Here is a 20,920-nt window from a genome sequence, read left to right as displayed (position 1 = left end):
CTTGAATTCCCGCCGCACTATTCACTTGCCGGCAAAGCAATTTGCCAGGCATATGTTCCATGGACTCGTGAAACATTTCGAAAGGACCGCGTATGTTTCTTTCCCGCTGGTTGCCGGGCCTGGCCAACCTGCTGCATTACCGCCGTGACTGGTTCCACGCCGACCTGCAGGCAGGCCTGTCCGTGGCGGCGATCCAGATTCCCATCGCCATTGCCTACGCGCAAATCGTCGGCCTGCCCCCCCAATACGGTCTGTATGCCTGCGTACTGCCAATGATGGTCTATGCCCTGGTCGGCAGCTCGCGCCAACTGATGGTCGGCCCCGATGCTGCCACCTGCGCAATGATCGCAGGCGCCGTGGCGCCGTTGGCGATGGGTGATCCGCAACGCATCGCCGAACTTTCGGTGATCGTTACGGTGCTGGTGGGGGTCATGCTGATCGGCGCAGGGCTTGCCCGGGCCGGATTCATCGCCAGCTTCTTCTCCCGACCCATTCTGATCGGCTACCTCAACGGCATCGGCCTGAGCCTGATCGCTGGGCAAATGTCGAAGGTGGTGGGCTTCAAGATCGAAGGTGACGGTTTCATTCTCAGCCTGATCAACTTTGCCCAGCGCTTGGGCGAGATCCATTGGCTGACGCTGATCATTGGCCTCGCCGCCTTGGGCCTGTTGGTGTGGCTGCCAAGACGCCACCCGCGCCTACCGGCGGCACTGGTCACCGTTGCACTGTTCACCTTGGTGGTCGGCCTGTTCGGTCTGGACCGCTTCGGGGTGGCCATCCTCGGTCCGGTGCCGGCCGGCATTCCCCAGTTGGCCTGGCCACAGAGCAACCTGGCGGAAACCAAAAGCTTGCTGCGCGACGCCCTGGGTATCGCCACCGTCAGCTTCTGCAGCGCCATGCTCACCGCACGCAGTTTCGCCGCACGCCACGGCTACGCGATCAACGCCAACCATGAGTTCGTGGCCCTTGGCGTGAGCAACCTGGCCGCTGGTATTTCCCAAGGCTTTGCCATCAGCGGCGCGGACTCGCGTACGGCGGTCAATGACATGGTCGGTGGCAAGAGCCAACTGGTGGGCATCATCGCCGCCCTGGTGATTGCGCTGATACTGCTGTTTTTCACCGCCCCCATGGCCTGGATTCCACAGGCCGCACTCGGAGCCGTGCTGCTGATGGCCGGCTGGGGGCTGATCGACATCAAGTCCCTTGAGCATATCAAACGCCTGAGCCGCTTCGAGTTCTGGTTGTGTTTGTTGACCACCGTCGGCGTACTGAGCCTGGGCGTACTGCCAGGCATCGTCTTCGCAGTGACCCTTGCGATCCTGCGCTTGCTGTACAGCATCTACCAACCCACCGACGCCGTGCTGGGCTGGCTGCCAGGAACAGAAGGCCAGGTCGACATCCGCCTCCACAAGGAAGCCCGCACCGTGCCGGGCCTGGTGGTGTACCGTTTCGATGACGCGATCCTGTTCTTCAACGCCGACTACTTCAAGATGCGCCTGCTCGAAGCGGTGCAAAGCCAGGCCGAGCCCAAGGCCGTACTGTTCGACGCCGAAGCGGTGACCCGTATCGATGTCAGCGGCATCGCCGCCCTGCGCGAAGTGCGCGATACCCTCTCGGCCCAGGGCATCCACTTCGCCATCGCCCGTGCCCGTGGCACGTTCCTGCGCATGCTGGTGCGCTCCGGTATGGCGCGGGAAATGGAAGACAAGCTGCTGTTCGGCTCGGTTCGCGCGGGGATAAGGGCGTATCGGTTATGGCGCAACAGGAGCCGGAACCCGCAACGGAACCCTGCTCCCGAGTGATTGCCAGCAGGCCACAGGCGGGGGTCGCTACTTCATGGCTGGGGCGGCGTCCAGAGGGCGAGCAAGCTGTGTGGCGTGTGCCCTTTGGGTAGCCAGCCACCCTCGCCTTGCCCGACATGCTAAAGTCGCCCCGCCCCGCTCCACCGAATGGACCTTCGCATGCCTGCACTCGACGCCCACCTCGCCACCTGGCCCGACCTCCACCAACGCCACCGCTGCGACGCCCTGCTGCTGGGCAATGGTGCCAGCCGTGCACTGTGGAAACCGTTCGGCTACTTTTCGCTGTTCGAACAAGCCCAGCGTGCCGGACGCAAGAAAGGCCTTGCTGTCAGCGACCAAGCCCTGTTCAAGTCCCTGGGCACGGAGATGTTCGAGACGGTACTCAGCACCCTCAACCATACCGTACGTGCCAATGCTGCGTTGGCGATCAACTCCACTGCCCCCCTGAACCGCTATTACTCGATCAAGGAAGCACTGATCCACGCCGTGCGCACCGTGCACCTGCCCTGGTCGCTGATGCCGGCGAGCACATTGACAACCATCAACCAGGCCTTGCGACAGTACCGCAGCGTCTATACCAGCAACTACGACCTGATTCTGCCGTGGGCTCTGCAGCACGCCCCACAGGGATTCGCCACGCTGTTCGACGAACAAGGCTTCTTCGACCTGCGCCGCACCCGCTGCGAAGGCACCCGGGTCATGCACCTGCACGGCGGGATGCACCTGCTCAAGCTGCCTGACGGCTCCACCCGCCAGCGCAGTGCCGAATGCGCTGAACTGCTCGATGGCTTCGCCGTGAACATTCCGGGGGAGGTGCCACTGTTCGTCAATGAAGAACGCAGCGACGAAAAACTGCGCGCCATCCGCAACTCCGACTACCTCGGCTGGTGCCTGACGCAGCTGGCGCAGGAAAGCCAGGGCCTGTGCCTGTTCGGACAACACCTGGACAGCACAGACGGGCATTTGCTCGAAGCCATTCGCCATGCCCGACCGGCCTACCTGGCGATCGCCATCCGACCATTGAGTGACGCTTCGGTAATCAACCAGAAGCAACACTTCATGGACAGGTTCGGTGACTTGCCTGGAACGGGAGTGCACTTCTTCGATGCGAGCAGCCACCCGTTGGGGCTGGCGGAGTTGGCCATCGAGGTACCGAGCGGGCGCAGTTGAGGGGTCAGCGAGCGATCAGGCCGTCGGCGGCGAGCAACGTCTCCAGGCAATGCTCCTGCACCCCATAGAACGCCTTGAGCTGCGAGATTTTCTCCAGCAATGCGCCATTGTCCACCGGCTGTCGACGCTTGACCGCCAGAATCATCTTGTTCTTGTTGGTGTGCTCCAGCGAAATGAATTCGAACACCTTGGTTTCATAGCCGCAGGCTTCCAGGTACAGCGCGCGCAGGCTGTCGGTCAGCATCTCGGCCTGCTGCCCCAGGTGCAGGCCGTATTGCAGCATCGGCTGTAGCAGCCCTGGACTGTGCAACTGTGGACGGATCTGCTTGTGGCAGCATGGCGAGCACATGATGATCGCGGCGTTGCAGCGAATACCGGTGTGGATGGCGTAGTCAGTGGCGATGTCGCAAGCATGCAGGGCAATCATTACTTCGATGGCCTCTGGCACCACACTGCGAACATCACCACACTGGAACTCAAGGCCAGGATGCTCCAGGCGCGAAGCCGCTGCATTGCACAGGTCGACCATGTCCTGACGCAACTCGACGCCCGTCACCTGGGCTTCACGGCCAAGCGTGTTGCGCAGGTAATCATGCATGGCGAAGGTCAGGTAGCCCTTCCCCGAACCGAAGTCGGCCACCCGCAGCACTTGCTCGGCCGGCACCGGGGCATTGGCCAGCGCATGGTCGAAAACTTCGATGAACTTGTTGATCTGCTTCCATTTGCGCGACATGGAAGGGATCAGCGCACCCTGTGCATCAGTTACCCCCAGATCACGCAGAAACGGCCGGGACAGCTCCAGGTAACGCTTCTTCTCGCGGTCGTGCCCCGTGCTCACTGACGTTTCGCGGAGGGCTTGGGCGCCATGGCGCTGCAACATTGGCTTGCCCTTCTTGCTGAAGGTCAGCTGCACTTCGCCGTCAGCGTCGAACAGATGGGCATTGCGAAAACTCTCCGGCAGCAGCTCGGCGACCAGCGTCAGGGCCTGGTCCAATGACAGGTTGCGGGTGATATCGCGGGTCTGGTGGCGGTACACCAGCGACAGGTTGGGCTGCCCTTTGACTTGCACTGGCTTGGCCATGATCCGCTGCAAGGTCTGGTCGGCCCCCACATGGCGGGCCAGCACCAGCTTGACCAGGGTATTGCCGTGCATGGCAGCGCCCAGCAGCTCAAGGAACTGGGCACGCGCATCCGGCGCGGGTGAAGCGAAAGTACGAGCAGACATGGAAAACGGGTGCCTCGAATAGCGGGAAGCGCGCAGCGCAATGCGCGCATTCTACCGTGCCACGACAACCCAGTGGGAGCCGATCAGTCGAGGACCACCAAGCGGTTGGGCAGCTCGTTGCGGGCGTGAGTCGATGGCAGGTGTTCGCTCAGCAATTCGCCACAAGCCTCGATGCACTCGACGAAGCCTTGCAAGGTATGCCCCTGGCGCACGTGTTCGGCAAAGCGGGCGACGATGGCAGCTCTGGCAGCAGCGTCCAGGTGCTGGCTGACGCCTCGATCGACCAGTATTTCGACATGCTGCTCGGCCTCGCTGACGAAAATCAGCACACCAGTGCCGCCCGCCGTGCGTTGCAGGTTCTGCTCGCGAAACTGCTGGCGAGCCAGGCGCGACGCCCGCCAGCGGCGCAGCGCCTGTGGAATCAACCATCCCGCCAGGCGTGGGCTGCGCAAGAGCAGGCACAAGCCGACGAAGAGCAACACATTGGCGACCAGGAGCCCGCGCATGCCCGGCCAGCCAGACAACCATTGCAGCAGGCCGGGCACGGCCAATGCCAGCACGGCGGCCCAGAATAGCGGTAGATAAGCGTAGTCATCGGCGCGGCGCGCCAGCACGGTGACCAGTTCGGCATCGGTGCGCTTTTCGGCACGGGCGATGGCCTCGGCGATTCGGCGCCGGTCATATTCGTTGAGGAGGGTCATGCCTTGGCGCTCTCGATCGTTCTTATAGTTGTCGTCCCGGCACACAGGTGCTCATCCGCGGCTTGCATATTCAGGCATAATTCGCCGCTGGACGTGATCCTTGCAAACTGTACAACAATAGCCGCCTGAAAACTTCGGCCGCGCGCGTATCGCCCCCTGGATACGGCAGAGGCCTCGACAATGGAATTGATGATGAAACTGTCTTTGCTGGGCCTGGCCTTGGGCCTTGCCAGTCAGGCGGCCCTCGCCGCCCCCACCGCTCCCCCCCTCGAGGACAAGCAGGCGTTCATCAACCATCTGATCAGCCAGATGACCGAAGCCGAAAAGATCGGCCAGCTGCGCCTGATCAGCATCGGCCCGGAAATGCCCCGCGACAAGATCCGCGAGGAGATCGCCGCCGGCCGTATCGGCGGTACCTTCAACTCCCGTACCGGCGCCGAGAACCGCCCGATGCAGGACGCGGCCATGCGCAGCCGCCTGAAGATCCCGATGTTCTTCGCCTACGACGTCATTCATGGCAACCGCACCATCTTCCCGATCGGCCTGGGCATGGCCGCGACCTGGGACATGGACGCCATAGCCAAGGTCGGCCGCACTTCGGCCATCGAAGCCTCGGCGGACGCCCTGGACATGACCTTCGCCCCAATGGTCGATATCGCCCGCGACCCACGCTGGGGACGCACCAGCGAGGGCTTTGGTGAAGACACCTACCTGACCTCGCGGATCGGCCAGGTAATGGTCCAGTCCTTCCAGGGCAACAGCCCGGCCAACCCCGACAGCATCATGGCCATCGTCAAGCACTTCGCCCTGTACGGTGCAGTGGAAGGCGGACGCGACTACAACACGGTCGATATGAGCCTGCCGAAGATGTACAACGACTACCTGCCCCCCTACCGTGCGGCACTGGATGCTGGCGCGGGTGGGGTGATGGTGGCGCTGAACTCGATCAACGGCGTGCCAGCCACTTCCAACACCTGGTTGATGAATGACCTGTTGCGCAAGGAGTGGGGCTTCAAGGGCGTGACCATCAGCGACCACGGTGCCATTCAGGAGTTGATCCGCCATGGCGTGGCCCGCGATGGCCGCGAGGCGGCGAAACTGGCGATCAAGGCCGGCATCGACATGAGCATGAACGACACGCTGTATGGTCAGGAGCTGCCCGGGCTGCTCAAGACGGGTGAAGTGACCCAGGCCGAACTGGACCAGGCGGTTCGCGAAGTGCTCGGGGCGAAGTACGACATGGGCCTGTTCAAGGACCCGTACGTGCGGATCGGCAAGGCAGAGAACGATCCCAAGGAACCCTACGCCGATGCGCGTCTGCATCGCGAGGCGGCCCGGGATGTCGCACGCCGCAGCCTGGTATTGCTGGAAAACCGCCACCAGACCCTGCCGCTGAAAAAGTCCGGCACCATCGCCCTGGTCGGGCCGTTGGCCGACGCCCCGATCGACATGATGGGCAGCTGGGCCGCCGACGGCAAACCGGTGCACTCGGTGACCGTACGCGAGGGCTTGCGCCGCGCCGTGGAAGGCAAGGCCAAACTGGTCTATGCCAAAGGTTCCAACGTCACCGGCGACAAGGCGATCTTCGACTACCTGAACTTCCTCAACTTCGATGCGCCAGAGATCGTCGACGACCCACGCCCTGCCGCCGTGCTGATCGATGAGGCCGTCAAGGCCGCCCAGCAGTCCGATGTGGTGGTTGCGGTGGTCGGCGAATCCCGCGGGATGTCCCACGAATCGTCGAGCCGCACCACCCTTGAAATCCCCGCCAGCCAGCGTGAGCTGATCAAGGCGCTCAAGGCCACCGGCAAACCGCTGGTGCTGGTGCTGATGAACGGTCGTCCGCTGTCGATTGGGTGGGAACGCGAACAGGCCGACGCCATTCTGGAAACCTGGTTCGCCGGAACCGAAGGCGGCAACGCCATCGCTGATGTGCTGTTCGGCGACTACAACCCGTCGGGCAAGCTGGCCATTACCTTCCCGCGTTCGGTCGGGCAGATTCCGATGCACTACAACCACACCCGCATTGGCCGGCCGTTCACGCCGGGCAAACCGGGCAACTACACCTCGCAGTACTTCGAGGAACCCAATGGCCCGCTGTACCCCTTCGGCTACGGTCTGAGCTACAGCAGCTTCGAGCTGTCCGGCTTTACCCTGTCGAAGAAAGACCTCAAGCGCGGCGACACGCTGGAAGCCAAGGTGACCGTGAAGAACACCGGCAAGCGCGACGGCGAAACGGTCGTGCAGCTGTACCTGCAGGATGTTTCGGCGTCCATGAGCCGACCGGTCAAGGAGCTGAAGAACTTCCAGAAACTGATGCTCAAGGCTGGTGAGTCGCGAACGCTCACCTTCCGCATCAGTGAAGACGACCTGAAGTTCTACAATGGCCAACTGCAGCGGGTCGCCGAGCCAGGGGAATTCAACGTCCAGGTCGGGCTCGATTCCGAGGCGGTGCAACAGAAGCGTTTCGAATTGCTGTAAGCAGCTTGCCCTATCGCCGGTAAACCGGCTCCTACAAGGACATGATAATCCCTGTAGGAGCCGGCTTGCCGGCGAGAAGGCCTCAACCATCGTTCACCGGACCGCCCCATGCCATTTTCCTTTCGCGCCCTGCGTCTGGGGCTGATCATCCTGCTGATTCTGGTGGGCACCTCGCTCAGCGCAGGCTGGGCCATGCACCAGGCCAAGCGCCAGGCAATGGAGGACGATGCCCGCCGCGCCAGCCAACAGTTGGGGCTCTACGCCAATGCCCTGCACACCCTGATCGAGCGCTATCGCGCCCTGCCCGCGGTACTGGCGCTGGACCCGGAGTTCGTCGAGGCCTTGCGCGGCCCGGTCGACGAGGCGAAGCAAAACGCCCTGAGCCGCAAGCTTGAGCGAATAAACGGCGCAGCCAACTCTTCGACACTGGAATTGCTGGACCGAACCGGCCTGGCCATCGCAGCCAGCAACTGGCGCCTGCCAACCACCTATGTCGGCTCCAACTATGCCTTTCGGCCCTACTTCAAACAGACCCGCAGCGAAGGCAGCGGCCGCTTCTACGCCGTTGGGGTGACCAGCGGCGTACCCGGGTATTTTCTTGCCAGCGCGGTGACCGACGAACACGGGCGCTTCCTCGGCGCCATGGTGGTCAAGCTCGAATTCCCCGAGCTGGAACGCGAATGGCGCCAGGGCAGCGACGTGCTGCTGGTCAGCGACGCCCGTGGCATCACGTTCATCGCCAACCAGGACGGCTGGCGCTACCGCGAGCTGCAACCGCTCAGTGCCGCCGACCGTGCGGAGCTCGCCGAAACCCGCCAGTACGACAAGCAGCCCCTGGTGCCCTTGCAGCACCATGTACTCACCCGTTTCGCCAGCAATAGCCACCTGACCCGTGTACAAGGCCCGGACGGTCCGGCCGACTACCTGTGGGAAAGCCTGCCGCTGCAGAGCGAGGACTGGACCTTGCACCTGCTGCGCAAACCGCAGGTCGCCGCCGACGGCCGTAATGCAGCGTTGGGCGCCGCGGCGGTGTGGCTAAGCCTGGTGTTCGCCGCCTTGTTCGTCAGCCAGCGCTTGCGCCTGGCACGCCTGCGCCAGCGCAGCCGCGAAGAGCTAAAGCGCCTGGTCGAGGAGCGCACCCGTGAACTGCGCACGGCCCAGGAAGGCTTGGTGCAGTCGGCCAAGCTCGCCGCCCTGGGACAGATGTCGGCGGCCCTGGCCCACGAGATCAACCAGCCGCTGACCACCCAGCGCATGCAACTGGAAACCCTGCGCCTGCTGCTCGACCATGGCCGCTACGACGATGCCCGCAAGGCGCTGGAGCCGCTGGAACAGATGCTCACTCGCATGGCGGCGTTGACCAGCCACCTCAAGACCTTTGCCCGCAACAGCCCGGTCGGGCTGCGCGAGCGCCTGGACCTGGCCAATGTGGTCGACCAGGCGCTGCACCTGCTCGACACCCGCATCCGCAACGAAGGGGTCGAAGTCGCCTTGTACCTGGCGCGCCCGGCCTGGGTACGGGGCGATGCCATCCGCCTGGAGCAGGTGCTGATCAACCTGTTGCACAACGCCCTGGACGCCATGGCCGACAAGCGCTACAAACGCCTGGAGATCCGCATCGAAGCCGATGACGAGCAGTGGCGCCTGAGCGTTCTGGACTCTGGAGGCGGCATCGCAGAGGCTGACCTTGGCAAAGTCTTCGATCCCTTCTTCACCACCAAACCGGTCGGTGAAGGGCTGGGCCTTGGCCTGGCGATTTCCTACGGTATCGTGCATGAGGCCGGTGGCCAGTTGCAGGCCCAGAACCTGCCTGGCGGTGCCCGTCTCAGCCTCACCCTGCCCCGCGACCTGGAACCTGTATGTTGAATTCAGTGATCGTCGTCGATGATGAAGCCAGCATTCGCACGGCGGTAGAGCAATGGCTCAGCCTGTCCGGCTTCACCGTGCAGCTGTTCGCCCGCGCCGAAGACTGCCTGGCCCAGCTGCCAGCGCACTTTCCCGGCGTGATCATCAGCGATGTGCGCATGCCTGGCATGGATGGCCTGCAGTTGCTTGGCAATCTGCACGCGCAAGACCCCGACCTGCCGGTAATCCTGCTGACTGGCCATGGAGATGTGCCCATGGCCGTGGAGGCCATGCGCAACGGTGCCTACGACTTCCTGGAAAAACCCTTCACCCCGCAACACCTGCTGGGCAGCCTGCGCCGGGCCCTGGAAAAACGTCAGCTGGTTCTGGAAAACCGCCACCTGCACCTACAGGCTGACCTGAAGTTGCGCCTTGAGTCCACGTTGCTGGGCATGTCCCAGGGACTGCAGCAGTTACGTCGGCAAGTGCTCGACTTGGCGAGTCTCCCGGTCAATGTGTTGATTCGCGGCGAAACCGGCAGCGGCAAGGAGCGCGTGGCGCGCTGCCTGCATGACTTCGGTCCGCGAGCGGACAAACCATTCGTCGCGCTCAACTGCGCGGCGATTCCCGAGTCGCTGTTCGAAGCGGAGCTGTTCGGCCATGAGAGTGGCGCCTTCACCGGGGCCCAAGGCAAACGCATCGGCAAACTGGAATACGCCAACGGCGGCACGGTATTCCTCGACGAAATCGAAAGCATGCCGTTGGCCCAGCAAGCCAAACTGCTGCGGGTGATCCAAGAGCAGAAGCTGGAACGCCTGGGAGCGAACAAGAGCATCGATGTCGACCTGCGCATCGTCGCCGCGACCAAGCCCGACCTGCTCGAAGAAGCCCGCGCCGGCCGTTTTCGCGAAGACCTCGCCTACCGCCTGAATGTGGCTGAACTGCGTCTGGCGCCGTTGCGTGAACGGCGTGAAGACCTACCGCTGCTGTTCGAGCATTTCGCCCGTGCGGCCGCTGAAAAATTGGGACGGACCGTGCCGCCGTTGTCGGGGCCTCAGTTGGCGCAGTTACTGTCCCATGACTGGCCGGGCAACGTGCGCGAACTGGCCAACGCAGCAGAACGCCATGCCCTGGGGTTGGGTTCAGCGAACATCGAAGTGAGTCCTGCCGGACAGTCGCTGGTCGAGCAGATGGAGGCTTTCGAGGCACAGTGCCTGCGCGCAGCGTTGCGCCAGCACAAGGGCGAAATCAAGGCGGTGATGGAGGCCTTGCAACTGCCACGGCGAACGCTGAACGAGAAGATGCAGCGGCATGGGTTGGTGCGCGAGGACTTTCTGCAATAGGCGGAAACTTGCCTAACCAGCGCTAGAGATAGGCGGAAATCCGCTTATCGGCATGTCCGGACTGCTCAGCTTTGCAGCCCATCGCCGGCACGCCAGCGCCTGCTGGGATTGCGGCAAGGCCAGTCTGCGCAAGGGCTGGCCGGTAGATGACAGGCATGCGGCGCCCTCGAATGGATCGTCCCGCACTCATTTGGCACACCTTCTGCAAAACCCTTCTCAAGCTGCGCTTTGGCGCGCTCCACAAAAACAACGAGAAGGTATCCCTGATGGATAACGCCACCTCCCTGCCCGCCGGGGCGGCCATTGCGCCCGCCGCGGAAAAAACCACCGCCAGCCGCCTGAAGTCGATCTTCAGTGGATCCATCGGCAACATGGTCGAATGGTACGACTGGTACGTCTACGCTGCATTCTCGCTGTACTTCGCCAAAGCCTTCTTCCCTGCTGGCGACTCCACCGCTCAATTGCTCAATACCGCTGCGATCTTCGCCGTGGGCTTCCTCATGCGCCCGATCGGCGGCTGGCTGATGGGGCTGTATGCAGACCGCAAAGGCCGCAAGGCCGCGCTGATGGCCTCGGTGCTGCTGATGTGCGCCGGCTCCCTGGTCATCGCCCTGACCCCCGGCTACGAAACCATCGGCGTCGCTGCACCGATCCTGCTGGTGATCGCCCGCCTCATGCAAGGCCTGTCGGTCGGTGGTGAATACGGCACCTCGGCCACCTACCTCAGCGAGATGGCCAGCAAGGACCGCCGTGGCTTCTTCTCCAGCTTCCAATACGTGACGCTGATTTCCGGCCAGCTGATTGCCCTGGCGGTGCTGATCGTCCTGCAACAGACCCTGACGACCGAGCAGCTGTATGCCTGGGGCTGGCGCGTACCGTTCGTGATCGGGGCGCTGTGCGCGGTGGTCGCGCTGTGGCTGCGCCGTGGCATGGAAGAAACCGCCTCTTTCAGCAAGAAGGAAAAGTCCAAGGAAAGCCTGATGCGCACCCTGATGCGCCACCCCAAGGAACTGATGACCGTGGTCGGCCTGACCATGGGCGGCACCCTGGCCTTCTACACCTATACCACCTACATGCAGAAGTACCTGGTCAACACCGTGGGCATGAGCATCAGTGATTCGACCACCATCTCGGCGGCCACTCTGTTCCTGTTCATGTGCCTGCAACCGGTGATCGGGGGCCTGTCCGACAAGATCGGCCGTCGTCCGATCCTGATCGCCTTCGGTGTCCTCGGCACCCTGTTCACCGTGCCGATCCTCAGCACCTTGCACACCATCCAGACTTGGTGGGGCGCGTTCTTCCTGATCATGGCCGCGCTGATCATCGTCAGCGGCTACACCTCGATCAACGCGGTGGTCAAGGCAGAGCTGTTCCCAACCGAAATCCGTGCCCTGGGTGTCGGCCTGCCCTACGCCCTGACCGTATCGGTATTCGGCGGTACCGCCGAATATGTCGCCCTGTGGTTCAAGAGCGTGGGCATGGAAACCGGCTTCTACTGGTATGTCACCGGCTGCATCGCATGCTCACTGCTGGTGTACGCAACCATGAAGGACACCCGCAAGCACTCGCGCATCACCACTGACTGATCCTGAGCTTGCGCCGTTGAGAAAGGGGCGCTCCGTTGCACGGAGCGCCCCTTCTTCATTGCAATCCACACTGCAATTGCGGGATAACAGACCGTTCAGGACATCTCCAACACCTGACGCGGCTCACGACGCTGGTAATAGGTCGCCATCAGGACCAGCACCAGCAGCAAACCGCCCAGCACAGCCGAAGAGCCAATGGTGCCAAAGTCCAGCCCACCCTTCTCGTAAGGTTTGGTCAGGAAGTCGCCAAGGGTCGCGCCGAACGGTCGAGTCAGGACGAAAGCGACCCAGAACAGCACCACGCCCGGGATACGCGTCCAGTAGCGCGCCAGCACCACCAGGCCGATGGTAGTGCCAATCAACAGAGCCCCCCCTGCAAAGCCCAACCCCGAATCATCGGCCAGGTAATCACCCAACGCGGTGCCCAAGGTGTTGGAAAACAGGATCGCCACCCAATAGAACAGCTCGCCAGCACGATTCCTGATGCGGGTAACGTCCAGCGGGTTTCCGCTCAAACGCCAGGCCAGGAAGGTCAACAGCAGAATGCCGATCAACAACGCTGAGCCGGCGGCATACCCCAGACCCAGAGTACGGTCCATGAAGTCGGACAGGGTGGTGCCAGCGGTGCTGGTGGAGAGGATCACCAACCAGTACAGCATCGGGTGGTAGCGGCGCGAGAACAACTGGCCCGACAGGGTCAGCAGGAACACGCAGATCAGCAACACCGAGCTGAGCGCGTAGCCGATGTTCAGAGTCATCGACAGCAGGTCGCCAGCGGTCTCGCCAAGGGTGGTGGCGCAGATCTTCATGACCCAGAAGGCCAAGGTGATTTGCGGAAGTTTATTCATTGTTTGCCGCTCCAGATTGGGGTGCGGCGATGGTGATGAGCAAAGCCTGAAAAATCGGTTGGCGACGTATGAAAAAAGCGTTGGCCAGGCGATGGAGCGGAATTTTTTCTGTCTTAACCCCCCATTAATTTCACTCCCCCATGCTTTCCATAGCGCGAAAAGCCTCAGACGCCCGAGGAATTCCCCATATCTGAATGCTGAGACTTTGCATTGGGGCGGTCACTTAGGCGCACCAATACATCTATTAATTCGATTTTTATACGCTATTTTTTGCGCTTTTTAATCAAATTAATCGGAGTAGCATTAAACCCATAGAAACAAACAACCTCTCAAAACCCACGGAGCAACGATCATGAAAAACAAAATCATCCTGACCCTGGCCCTCAGCGTTTTCGCAGCAGGCGCCTTCGCCGAAGATGGCTACGACCGCACCAACAGCCACACCTTCGCCGCAGTACAGAGCCAGTCGGCTACTTATGCCGAAGACGGTTACGACCGCACCAACGCGCAACGCTTCGCCGAAGACGGCTTTGACCGCACCAACGGCCAACGCTTCGCCGAAGATGGCTTCGACCGCACCAATGGCCAACGCTTCGCCGAAGATGGCTTCGACCGCACCAACGGCCAACGCTTCGCCCAAGACGGCTTCGACCGCACCAACGGCCAACGCTTCGCCGAAGATGGCTTTGACCGCACCAACGGCCAACGCTTCGCCCAAGACGGCTTCGACCGCACCAACGGCCAACGCTTCGCCGAAGACGGCTTCGACCGCACCAACGGCCAACGCTTCGCCGAAGACGGTTACGACCGCACCAACGCTAACCGCATCAGCTGATACCTGATGTGAGCCAACCAGCCCGGCTTCGGCCGGGCTTGATCATTTTCAGGGGAGCAAAGGATTGGCACACTAGGACTCTCGTCCCCCCAGAGGTAGGGCCAGCAAGCCCACTACAGATGTATTACTACGAACCTAGCAAAGGCCACGGCCTGCCCCACGACCCGTTCAACGCCATCGTCGGCCCCCGCCCCATCGGCTGGATTTCCTCGCAAGACAGCGAAGGTCAGCTGAACCTGGCGCCCTATAGTTTCTTCAACGCCTTCAACTACATTCCGCCAATCATCGGTTTCTGCAGTGTCGGGCGCAAAGACAGCCTGAACAACATCGAGCAGACCGGGGAATTCGTCTGGAACCTCGCCACCCGCCCCCTGGCCGAAGCCATGAACCAGAGCTGCGCCGCGGTGCCCGCGCAAGTGAACGAGTTCGAATTGAGCAACCTCACAGCAGCGCCATCGCGCATCGTCAACGTGCCCCGGGTAGGCGAAAGCCCCGTGGCTTTCGAGTGCAAGGTCAGCCAGATCGTCCAGCTCAAACGAGCTGACCAGGAACGGGTGCCCAGCTGGTTGATTCTTGGCGAAGTGGTGGCGGTGCATATCGCCGAGCATTTGCTCAAGGATGGCATCTACGATACCGCTGCCGCCGAACCGATCCTGCGTGGCGGTGGCCCGGCGGACTACTTCGAGCTGGGCAACCTGTTCAAGATGGTCAGGCCCCAGGCAAACGGCTGATCACCAGATCAGTTCGCCTTCTTCGCTGACACCCTGCAGGCGCGCCAGCTCGGCGCAGGCGGCCTCATCGGCCGCCACGGCGCTCTTGAACACCTCGCCGTCCAGCACCTTATGAAAACGTGGGGCACCGCCCATGCCCAGGGCCTTGATGGCGATGGCGGCGTTGTAGCCACCGCCTTGCACCGGGACCATTGCCGAAACCGCTTCGAAATGCGGGAACTCTCTACGTGCCATGTTGCAATCCGCGTCGTTGATCGAAGGCCGGCATCTTACCTCAAGCTTGCCCACTTGAGCCCTGTCGCCCTCCGCCGGCTGCACACACCCTGCACAAGGTGGTTTACCGACGATCAGCCCGCGCACGATCAATCGAACGTATGCAAATCCAGGCTGCTGACCACCTGGGCCTGCACCAGTTCGCCGAACAATTCCAAGGTAGGCGAGGCAAAATACCCAGTCATCGCTTGTTGGTCCCGCCAACTGCCGCTGAGCAGCCACAGGTCGCCATCGGCCTGCGAACGCTGCACGGTGAAGCTCAAGCAGCCAGGTGCGCGCAGCGAAGGCTCGAGCAGATCACGCAGACGGGCGCCCAGCTCTGCCGAACGACCACTGCTTGCACGGATGAAAGCCAAATGGGTGACCGGTTGTCGTAGGGTCATTGCACGATCTCCTTGAAGCGGACAGACAAAAAAGCCAGGCTGCCAAGGTTAGGGCGTCGCACACGCGTCACGTTAGGCCATTACTGCACATCGATTGCCTGATCCTGCAGCGCGGCAGGATCAGGCAATCGATGTGCAGGTTTCGACTAGCGCCCGTCATTGCCCAAACCTATGCTGCGTCGGTCAGCAGAGGAAAGCCACCATGACCACCGCCACGTCCATCGACCCGACCTTGGAACTGCAACGTCAGGAACTGGCCGATCTGATCCGCCGCCACGCCGGCGACCCATATGGGCCGGCCTCGGCCATCGATGACCTGTACCTGGTCAGTTATCGGGAAAACATCCGCTCCGTGCCCACGTTGGCACAACCAGCGTTGTGCATTCTGGCGCAGGGCAGCAAGAGCCTGTTTCTGGGTGACGAGCAGTATGCCTACGACCCTCTGCATTACATGGTGGTGTCGGTGACCTTGCCGATCAGTGGCGTCAAGCTCGATGCGAGCCCGGAGAACCCTAGCCTGGGGTTGCGCCTTGACCTTGACCCGGCCGAGATCAGCCAGCTGATTGCCGAAAGCGGACCGATGCTGGTGCCCAACCTGCCTTCGGGCCGCGGCCTGTATGTGGAAAGGACCGATGCGCAGTTGCTCGATGCCTTGCTGCGGCTGGTCCGACTGCTGGACACACCGCGAGACATTGCCATGCTGGCCCCCTTGATCCGCCGCGAGATTCTCTACCGCCTGCTGCGAGGGCCACAGGGCTATCGGCTGTACGAGATTGCGCTGGCGAACAGCCAGACCCATCGGGTCTGCCAGGCGATCACCTGGCTCAACCAGAACTTCCAGTTGCCGCTGCGCATCGAGGATCTGGCCCGAGAGGTCAACCTCAGCACTTCGACCCTGCACCACCGGTTCAAGGCCGTGACCTCCATGAGCCCCTTGCAGTATCAGAAGCAACTGCGCCTGCAGGAGGCGCGAAGGCTGATGCTCAACGATGGCCTGGAGGCGGCGGTGGCGGGGTACCGGGTGGGCTATGAAAGCCCATCCCAGTTCAGCCGGGAATACAGCCGCCTGTATGGCGCGCCACCGATCCGCGATGTGGCCCGGCTGCGTGCCAGTGCCGGTTGATTGCCGCTCCACAGGCGCCGTGGCTGTATAAAACTCAGCCGCGAACCGCCGACTGCCACTGGTTCTGATCCACCTGGATCAACGTCGGCCCCTGGCGCTCCACGGCATGCCCCAATGCCTCCTGCAGTTGGGCGACATCGGCCACATGCTCCGCCGCAGCGCCCAATGCCCGAGCCACACCCAGGAAATCCGGGGTGTGGATGTCCACGCCGACCGGTTCGATGGCACGGTTGACCATGTACTTCTTGATTTCCTCGTAGCCCTGATTGTTCCACAGCAGGACAATCAGCGGGACCTGGGCCTCCACCGCGCTGGCCAGTTCCGGCAAGGTGAACTGCAGCCCACCATCGCCGATCAGGCACACCGCCGGGGCGCGCTCAGCCACCGCTTCGGCGCTACCCAGCCATGCGCCCATGGCGGCCGGCAGGGCGTAACCGAGGGTGCCATAGCCGGTCGAGGCGTTGAACCAGCGACGTGGCTGGTCCATGTCCAGGGTCAGGTTGCCGGTGTACACCGGCTGGGTCGAATCCCCAACCAGAATGGCGTTGGGCAGCCGGTCCAGGATGCTACGCAGCAGCCGGGTCTGGCTCAAAGTCGGTTGGTCCCAGCCGGCCGACAGCGTTTGGCGCAGGCGCGCTACCCGCGCCACACCCCAGTCCTCGGCACGCGCCGGCTGCGGTTGTGCTTGCAAGGCGTTGAGCAGATCATGGGCCGCCAGCTCTGCATCGGCCACCAGCGCCAGCGCCGGCAGATAATTGCGCACGGTCTGGTCGGGGTCGATATCGATGCGCAGCAGGCAGCCAGGGATTTCGAAACCACCCTTGAACGTCACGTCGTAGTCGGTTTCGGCCAGCTCAGTACCAATGGCCAGCACCACGTCGGCCTCTGCCACCAGGGCGCGCGTCGCCACAAGCGACTGGGTCGAACCCATTTGCAGCGGATGGTCGGACGGCAACAGGCCCTTGGCATTGATGGTCAGCGCCACCGGAGCCTGCAGATGCTCGGCCAGACGCACCAGAACCGCACCCGCAGCCAAGGCGCCACCACCGGCCAGAATCAGCGGCCGGCGTGCATTGGCCAGGCGTTCGGCCATCGCCGCCACGGCTTGCGCAGCGGCGCCGGCCCGATGACTGCGTACCACGCGTGCGGGCAGCAAGTGATCGGCCGGCTCGACCAGAACGTCCAGGGGAATCTCGATATGCACGGGACGCGGACGTCCGCTGTCGAACACGGCAAACGCTCGGGCCAGCACGTGCGGCAGGTCATCGGCGCTCATCAGCGTGTGCGAGAAGGCCGCCACGCCCCCCACCAATGCTGCCTGGTTCGGCAACTCATGCAACTTGCCGCGCCCGCCGCCCAGTTGATCGCGCGATTGCACGCTGGAAATCACCAGCATCGGGATCGAGTCGGCATAGGCCTGGCCCATCGCGGTGGTGATGTTGGTCATGCCCGGGCCGGTGATGATGAAACACACCCCTGGCTTGCCGCGAGTACGGGCATAGCCATCAGCCATGAACCCAGCACCTTGCTCGTGCCGCGGGGTGACATGCCGGATGGTGGAGCCCGCCAAGCCCCGGTAAAGCTCCACGGTGTGGACGCCGGGTATGCCGAAGACATGGTCCACACCATAGCCTTCAAGGAGTTTGACCAGTACTTCGCCGCAGGTTGCCATGGAATTCACCTTGGATCTTGTTGGGTATCTGTGCCCATTGGACCCAAGCCATGGCTATCGCCACAAGGCAAAAAAACACATACTAGCCATGTCCTTTAATCATGGCTCGCCGCGATGAAACGCCTTCCGCCCCTGTCCGCCCTGCACACGTTCCTGGTGACAGCGCAGCACTGCAACTTCACCCGTGCGGCGCAACAGTTGCACATCACCCAAGGTGCCGTAAGCCGGCAGATTGCCGGGCTCGAGGAACATCTGGGCTATACCCTGTTCCAGCGCCAGGCCCGGGGGCTGAGCCTGACCCGTGAAGGCCAGGACTGGCTGCCACGGGTGCAGCAGGTATTCGCCCTGATCGAGCAAGGCGTGCGCGAAGTGAGCGGGCGCAATGCCACGTTGCAGCTCAAGGCACCGACCTGCGTGATGCGCTGGCTACTGCCGCGCCTGATGGAATGGCAGGCCTTGCGCCCCGACATACCGGTGGAGTTGACCACGACCGTGCAACACGGGGTGGATTTCCGTCGCGAAGGCTTTGACGCCGCCGTGGTCTACGGCAGTCTGCCGAACCATGGGCTGCGGGTGCGCAAGCTGTTCGACGAGCAACTGACCCCGGTCTGCGCGCCATCGCTACTGGAAGGGCCCGTGCCGCTGCGCCAGATCGAAGACCTGGCGCGTCACATGCTGCTGCACCCTTCGCGCGACGAGCATGACTGGCGGCTATGGCTGCAGGCTGCCGGGGCAACCTTCGACCCACAAGGCCCGAAACAACATTTCGAGACGCTGGACATGGCGATGGCCATGGCCTCCCAGGGCACCGGCGTGGCCATTGGCGATTGGGCGCTGATTGGCGACGACCTGCGCAGCGGACGCCTGTGCATGCCATTCGGGGTCAAGGTCACGACCGGCAAAGGCTACTATCTGGTCAGCCAGGCCAAGAGCCTGCCAGCGGGCTTGATCGAATTGCTGGACTGGCTGGAGCAACGCGCCCATCAGTGAACCAGCCCCCCTGTAGAGGCCGGCTTGTCGGAACTCGAAGCCGACTCAATAGCCAACGGTGAACCGCTGCCGCGAATGCGCTGGTTTTTCCAATTCATCGATCAGGGCGATGGCGAAATCAGCGAAAGTGATCCAGCTCTTGCCGTCTTTGCCGATCAACAGATGATCCTTGCCAAGCGTGTAATGGCCCGTGCGCTCTCCTTCGACGAATTCCGCCGAAGGCGACAGGAAGGTCCAGTCCAGCGCTTGTTCCTGGCGCAACGCATCCAGGAAACGAACCCCTGCACTGGCCTCGGCCTTGTACGCCTCGGGGAAGTCAGGACTGTCGATCACCCGCTGGCCGGACGGTAGCAGCAGACTGCCGGCGCCGCCTACCACCAGCAGTCGCTTTACCCCAGCGCGCTTGACCGGCTCGATAACCGCCTGCGGTTCGAGGGTCGAGAAGTGCGCAGCACTCAGCACTGCGTCCACGTCCGCAACGGCCGCCTGCAAGGCTGCGCTGTCCTTGGCATCCAACGCCTTGACCGTGACACCTGCACGCCCTTGCAAGCGCGAGGGGTCGCGGGCAATCGCGACGACGCTATGACCACGGCGCAGGGCTTCCCCCAGTAACTGGCCGCCAGCCCGGCCGGTGGCACCGATGATTGCGATCTTGCTCATGAACAACACTCCCTTCGTTAAGGTGTTTACCACTTCGATCGCCAAGGCAGCGGCGACAACATGCTCATCAGCTTAGTTGCCCGCTTCATTACGAAAAATGCGATGCTGGGACATAGTTTGTTTCTGAAATCGAGCAAATCATGGACCGTCTGAACGCCATGCGCGTCTTCGTCACCGTCGTCGACCTGGGAAGCCAATCGGCGGCGGCGGATCAGCTGCAATTATCGCGACCGGTGGTTTCGCGGTATCTGGCAGCGCTGGAGGACTGGGTCGGCGCGCGCCTCATGCAACGCACCACACGCAAGCTGAGCCTGACCGCCGCCGGCCAGCAAACCCTGCCCCGCTGTCGCCAATTGCTTGAGTTGGCCGGCGAGCTGGAAACAGCCGTGCGCCAGCCGGATGATGCACCGCGTGGTGAGCTGCGCATCAGCGTCAGCACGTCGTTCGCACAGGCACAACTGGTGGCCGCGATCGCCGATTACGTGCAGCGCTACCCAGGGGTGAAGGTTGACCTGCAGGTACTGGACCGCACCGTGAATCTGGTCGATGAACGCATCGACCTGGCGATTCGTACCAGTAACGACCTTGACCCGAACCTGATCGCACGGCGCTTGACCGTGTGCCGTTCGGTGGTGTGCGCTTCACCAGCCTACTTGCGCCAGCACGGAACGCCACAGCGGGTCGAGGATTTAAGCCGGCACAACTGCCTGACCCACGCCTACTTCGGGCACGACCTGTGGCAATTCGATGTGCAGGGCCAACAGATCGCGGTCCCCGTCGCAGGCAATATCACCGCCAACGAGGCCATGACCCTGCAGACGGCGACGCTGGCCAACGCGGGTATCGCAATGTTGCCAAGCTACCTGGCTGCCGCGGCGCTGCGCAGTGGAGAGTTGGTTCGCGTGCTACCAGAGGCACAACCGCAAGCGCTGAGCCTGAACGCGGTGTACACCTCGCGCAAGCACATGCCGGCAACCTTGCGCAGCATGCTGGATTTTCTGTCTCAACGTTTTCAGGCGGAACCAGAATGGGACCAGGGCTGGCCCTGACAAGCCGTCCCGACTGACCTATGCTCAGGTGTATCACCTGTTGCCGGGACTGGAGGTGAGCATCATGGGCATCAAAACCAGAAGAATCGCCCTTGTGGTAATGCTGCTGGCCGTAGCGGGTGTTTACGGCTCGGCTTGCTGGCGGGTAGAGCTGCTTCGCAGCCAACCCCACTCAGCAGCCAGTTGCCAGCATGAGCACTGCG

General features: G+C 62.6%; 18 protein-coding genes. 11 read left to right on the top strand and 7 right to left on the bottom strand.

What is annotated here, in order from left to right; translation table 11 throughout:
• The first annotated feature begins 92 nt into the window (after positions 1 to 92).
• Positions 93 to 1,802, top strand: a complete 1,710-nt coding sequence (locus P3R38_RS05025; RefSeq protein ID WP_027908110.1) for a SulP family inorganic anion transporter — start codon at positions 93 to 95, stop codon at positions 1,800 to 1,802.
• Between the two features lie 159 nt (positions 1,803 to 1,961).
• Entirely contained in the window at positions 1,962 to 2,972 is a 1,011-nt protein-coding gene (locus P3R38_RS05020) for a DUF4917 family protein (protein WP_023378941.1), read from the top strand.
• Positions 2,973 to 2,976: 4 nt separating this feature from the next.
• Here the strand turns inward: P3R38_RS05020 and P3R38_RS05015 are convergent, their stop codons facing one another.
• Positions 2,977 to 4,197 (bottom strand): SAM-dependent methyltransferase, encoded by a 1,221-nt coding sequence (locus P3R38_RS05015; protein ID WP_023378940.1) that lies wholly within the window; start codon positions 4,195 to 4,197, stop codon positions 2,977 to 2,979.
• Between the two features lie 83 nt (positions 4,198 to 4,280).
• A complete protein-coding gene (locus P3R38_RS05010) occupies positions 4,281 to 4,898 on the bottom strand; it encodes a hypothetical protein (protein ID WP_023378939.1) in 618 nt (205 codons plus the stop codon).
• Between the two features lie 189 nt (positions 4,899 to 5,087).
• On the opposite strand from P3R38_RS05010, the gene bglX reads away from it, so the two are divergent.
• The 4 genes from bglX to P3R38_RS04990 all read left to right on the top strand — a co-directional run bounded on the left by bglX (position 5,088) and on the right by P3R38_RS04990 (position 12,153).
• A complete protein-coding gene (gene bglX, locus P3R38_RS05005) occupies positions 5,088 to 7,379 on the top strand; it encodes a beta-glucosidase BglX (protein WP_023378938.1) in 2,292 nt (763 codons plus the stop codon).
• Between the two features lie 108 nt (positions 7,380 to 7,487).
• Positions 7,488 to 9,245 carry an ATP-binding protein gene (locus P3R38_RS05000; RefSeq protein WP_023378937.1) on the top strand — a complete coding sequence of 586 codons (1,758 nt, stop codon included), beginning with the start codon at positions 7,488 to 7,490 and terminating at the stop codon, positions 9,243 to 9,245.
• Entirely contained in the window at positions 9,239 to 10,567 is a 1,329-nt protein-coding gene (locus P3R38_RS04995) for a sigma-54 dependent transcriptional regulator (RefSeq protein ID WP_023378936.1), read from the top strand. Before P3R38_RS05000 ends, P3R38_RS04995 begins: the two co-directional genes overlap by 7 nt.
• Positions 10,568 to 10,833: 266 nt before the next feature.
• Positions 10,834 to 12,153, top strand: coding sequence for an MFS transporter (locus P3R38_RS04990; protein ID WP_023378935.1), 1,320 nt, complete (start codon positions 10,834 to 10,836; stop codon positions 12,151 to 12,153).
• Between the two features lie 95 nt (positions 12,154 to 12,248).
• Here the strand turns inward: P3R38_RS04990 and P3R38_RS04985 are convergent, their stop codons facing one another.
• On the bottom strand, positions 12,249 to 13,001 hold the full coding sequence (locus P3R38_RS04985) for a hypothetical protein (protein WP_023378934.1): 753 nt from the start codon (positions 12,999 to 13,001) through the stop codon (positions 12,249 to 12,251).
• A 352-nt stretch (positions 13,002 to 13,353) separates the two neighbouring features.
• Here P3R38_RS04985 and P3R38_RS04980 point away from each other — a divergent pair, with 352 nt between their 5' ends.
• Positions 13,354 to 13,836, top strand: coding sequence for a heme utilization protein (locus tag P3R38_RS04980; RefSeq protein ID WP_277686877.1), 483 nt, complete (start codon positions 13,354 to 13,356; stop codon positions 13,834 to 13,836).
• 119 nt (positions 13,837 to 13,955) lie between these two features.
• Complete coding sequence (locus P3R38_RS04975; RefSeq protein WP_023378932.1) at positions 13,956 to 14,567, top strand: flavin reductase family protein; 612 nt, start codon at positions 13,956 to 13,958, stop codon at positions 14,565 to 14,567.
• On the opposite strand, the gene P3R38_RS04970 is transcribed toward P3R38_RS04975, so the two are convergent.
• Together P3R38_RS04970 and P3R38_RS04965 are read right to left on the bottom strand one after the other, a co-directional pair.
• Positions 14,568 to 14,801, bottom strand: coding sequence for a hypothetical protein (locus tag P3R38_RS04970; protein ID WP_027908108.1), 234 nt, complete (start codon positions 14,799 to 14,801; stop codon positions 14,568 to 14,570).
• Positions 14,802 to 14,929: 128 nt separating this feature from the next.
• Complete coding sequence (locus P3R38_RS04965) at positions 14,930 to 15,223, bottom strand: antibiotic biosynthesis monooxygenase family protein (protein ID WP_023378930.1); 294 nt, start codon at positions 15,221 to 15,223, stop codon at positions 14,930 to 14,932.
• Between the two features lie 202 nt (positions 15,224 to 15,425).
• Between P3R38_RS04965 and P3R38_RS04960 the strand changes: the two genes are divergently transcribed.
• Positions 15,426 to 16,346 (top strand): AraC family transcriptional regulator, encoded by a 921-nt coding sequence (locus P3R38_RS04960; protein ID WP_023378929.1) that lies wholly within the window; start codon positions 15,426 to 15,428, stop codon positions 16,344 to 16,346.
• A 34-nt stretch (positions 16,347 to 16,380) separates the two neighbouring features.
• Here P3R38_RS04960 and P3R38_RS04955 read toward each other — a convergent pair whose 3' ends face one another.
• Positions 16,381 to 18,018 carry a 5-guanidino-2-oxopentanoate decarboxylase gene (locus P3R38_RS04955; protein WP_023378928.1) on the bottom strand — a complete coding sequence of 546 codons (1,638 nt, stop codon included), beginning with the start codon at positions 18,016 to 18,018 and terminating at the stop codon, positions 16,381 to 16,383.
• 114 nt (positions 18,019 to 18,132) lie between these two features.
• Between P3R38_RS04955 and P3R38_RS04950 the strand changes: the two genes are divergently transcribed.
• On the top strand, positions 18,133 to 19,008 hold the full coding sequence (locus P3R38_RS04950; RefSeq protein ID WP_023378927.1) for a LysR substrate-binding domain-containing protein: 876 nt from the start codon (positions 18,133 to 18,135) through the stop codon (positions 19,006 to 19,008).
• A 45-nt stretch (positions 19,009 to 19,053) separates the two neighbouring features.
• Here P3R38_RS04950 and P3R38_RS04945 read toward each other — a convergent pair whose 3' ends face one another.
• A complete protein-coding gene (locus tag P3R38_RS04945) occupies positions 19,054 to 19,668 on the bottom strand; it encodes an NAD(P)-dependent oxidoreductase (RefSeq protein ID WP_277686876.1) in 615 nt (204 codons plus the stop codon).
• 140 nt (positions 19,669 to 19,808) lie between these two features.
• Here P3R38_RS04945 and P3R38_RS04940 point away from each other — a divergent pair, with 140 nt between their 5' ends.
• A complete protein-coding gene (locus tag P3R38_RS04940; RefSeq protein ID WP_027908106.1) occupies positions 19,809 to 20,717 on the top strand; it encodes a LysR family transcriptional regulator in 909 nt (302 codons plus the stop codon).
• The last annotated feature ends 203 nt before the right edge of the window (positions 20,718 to 20,920 follow it).

Origin of the sequence: Pseudomonas sp. NyZ480 (assembly GCF_029537255.1) — a bacterium.
Taxonomy (GTDB): Bacteria; Pseudomonadota; Gammaproteobacteria; order Pseudomonadales; family Pseudomonadaceae; genus Aquipseudomonas; species Aquipseudomonas taiwanensis.
The sequence above is the reverse complement of the archived record's forward strand: the minus strand, read 5'-3'. Positions and strand labels throughout refer to the sequence as shown.

Bases quoted from the DNA above. Each gene is read 5' to 3' on its own strand.
- P3R38_RS05025 (WP_027908110.1), top strand. From the start codon at position 93: ATGTTTCTTTCCCGCTGGTTGCCGGGCCTGGCCAACCTGCTGCATTAC.
- P3R38_RS05020 (WP_023378941.1), top strand. From the start codon at position 1,962: ATGCCTGCACTCGACGCCCACCTCGCCACCTGGCCCGACCTCCACCAA.
- P3R38_RS05015 (WP_023378940.1), bottom strand. From the start codon at position 4,197: ATGTCTGCTCGTACTTTCGCTTCACCCGCGCCGGATGCGCGTGCCCAG.
- P3R38_RS05010 (WP_023378939.1), bottom strand. From the start codon at position 4,898: ATGACCCTCCTCAACGAATATGACCGGCGCCGAATCGCCGAGGCCATC.
- bglX (WP_023378938.1), top strand. From the start codon at position 5,088: ATGATGAAACTGTCTTTGCTGGGCCTGGCCTTGGGCCTTGCCAGTCAG.
- P3R38_RS05000 (WP_023378937.1), top strand. From the start codon at position 7,488: ATGCCATTTTCCTTTCGCGCCCTGCGTCTGGGGCTGATCATCCTGCTG.
- P3R38_RS04995 (WP_023378936.1), top strand. From the start codon at position 9,239: ATGTTGAATTCAGTGATCGTCGTCGATGATGAAGCCAGCATTCGCACG.
- P3R38_RS04990 (WP_023378935.1), top strand. From the start codon at position 10,834: ATGGATAACGCCACCTCCCTGCCCGCCGGGGCGGCCATTGCGCCCGCC.
- P3R38_RS04985 (WP_023378934.1), bottom strand. From the start codon at position 13,001: ATGAATAAACTTCCGCAAATCACCTTGGCCTTCTGGGTCATGAAGATC.
- P3R38_RS04980 (WP_277686877.1), top strand. From the start codon at position 13,354: ATGAAAAACAAAATCATCCTGACCCTGGCCCTCAGCGTTTTCGCAGCA.
- P3R38_RS04975 (WP_023378932.1), top strand. From the start codon at position 13,956: ATGTATTACTACGAACCTAGCAAAGGCCACGGCCTGCCCCACGACCCG.
- P3R38_RS04970 (WP_027908108.1), bottom strand. From the start codon at position 14,801: ATGGCACGTAGAGAGTTCCCGCATTTCGAAGCGGTTTCGGCAATGGTC.
- P3R38_RS04965 (WP_023378930.1), bottom strand. From the start codon at position 15,223: ATGACCCTACGACAACCGGTCACCCATTTGGCTTTCATCCGTGCAAGC.
- P3R38_RS04960 (WP_023378929.1), top strand. From the start codon at position 15,426: ATGACCACCGCCACGTCCATCGACCCGACCTTGGAACTGCAACGTCAG.
- P3R38_RS04955 (WP_023378928.1), bottom strand. From the start codon at position 18,018: ATGGCAACCTGCGGCGAAGTACTGGTCAAACTCCTTGAAGGCTATGGT.
- P3R38_RS04950 (WP_023378927.1), top strand. From the start codon at position 18,133: ATGAAACGCCTTCCGCCCCTGTCCGCCCTGCACACGTTCCTGGTGACA.
- P3R38_RS04945 (WP_277686876.1), bottom strand. From the start codon at position 19,668: ATGAGCAAGATCGCAATCATCGGTGCCACCGGCCGGGCTGGCGGCCAG.
- P3R38_RS04940 (WP_027908106.1), top strand. From the start codon at position 19,809: ATGGACCGTCTGAACGCCATGCGCGTCTTCGTCACCGTCGTCGACCTG.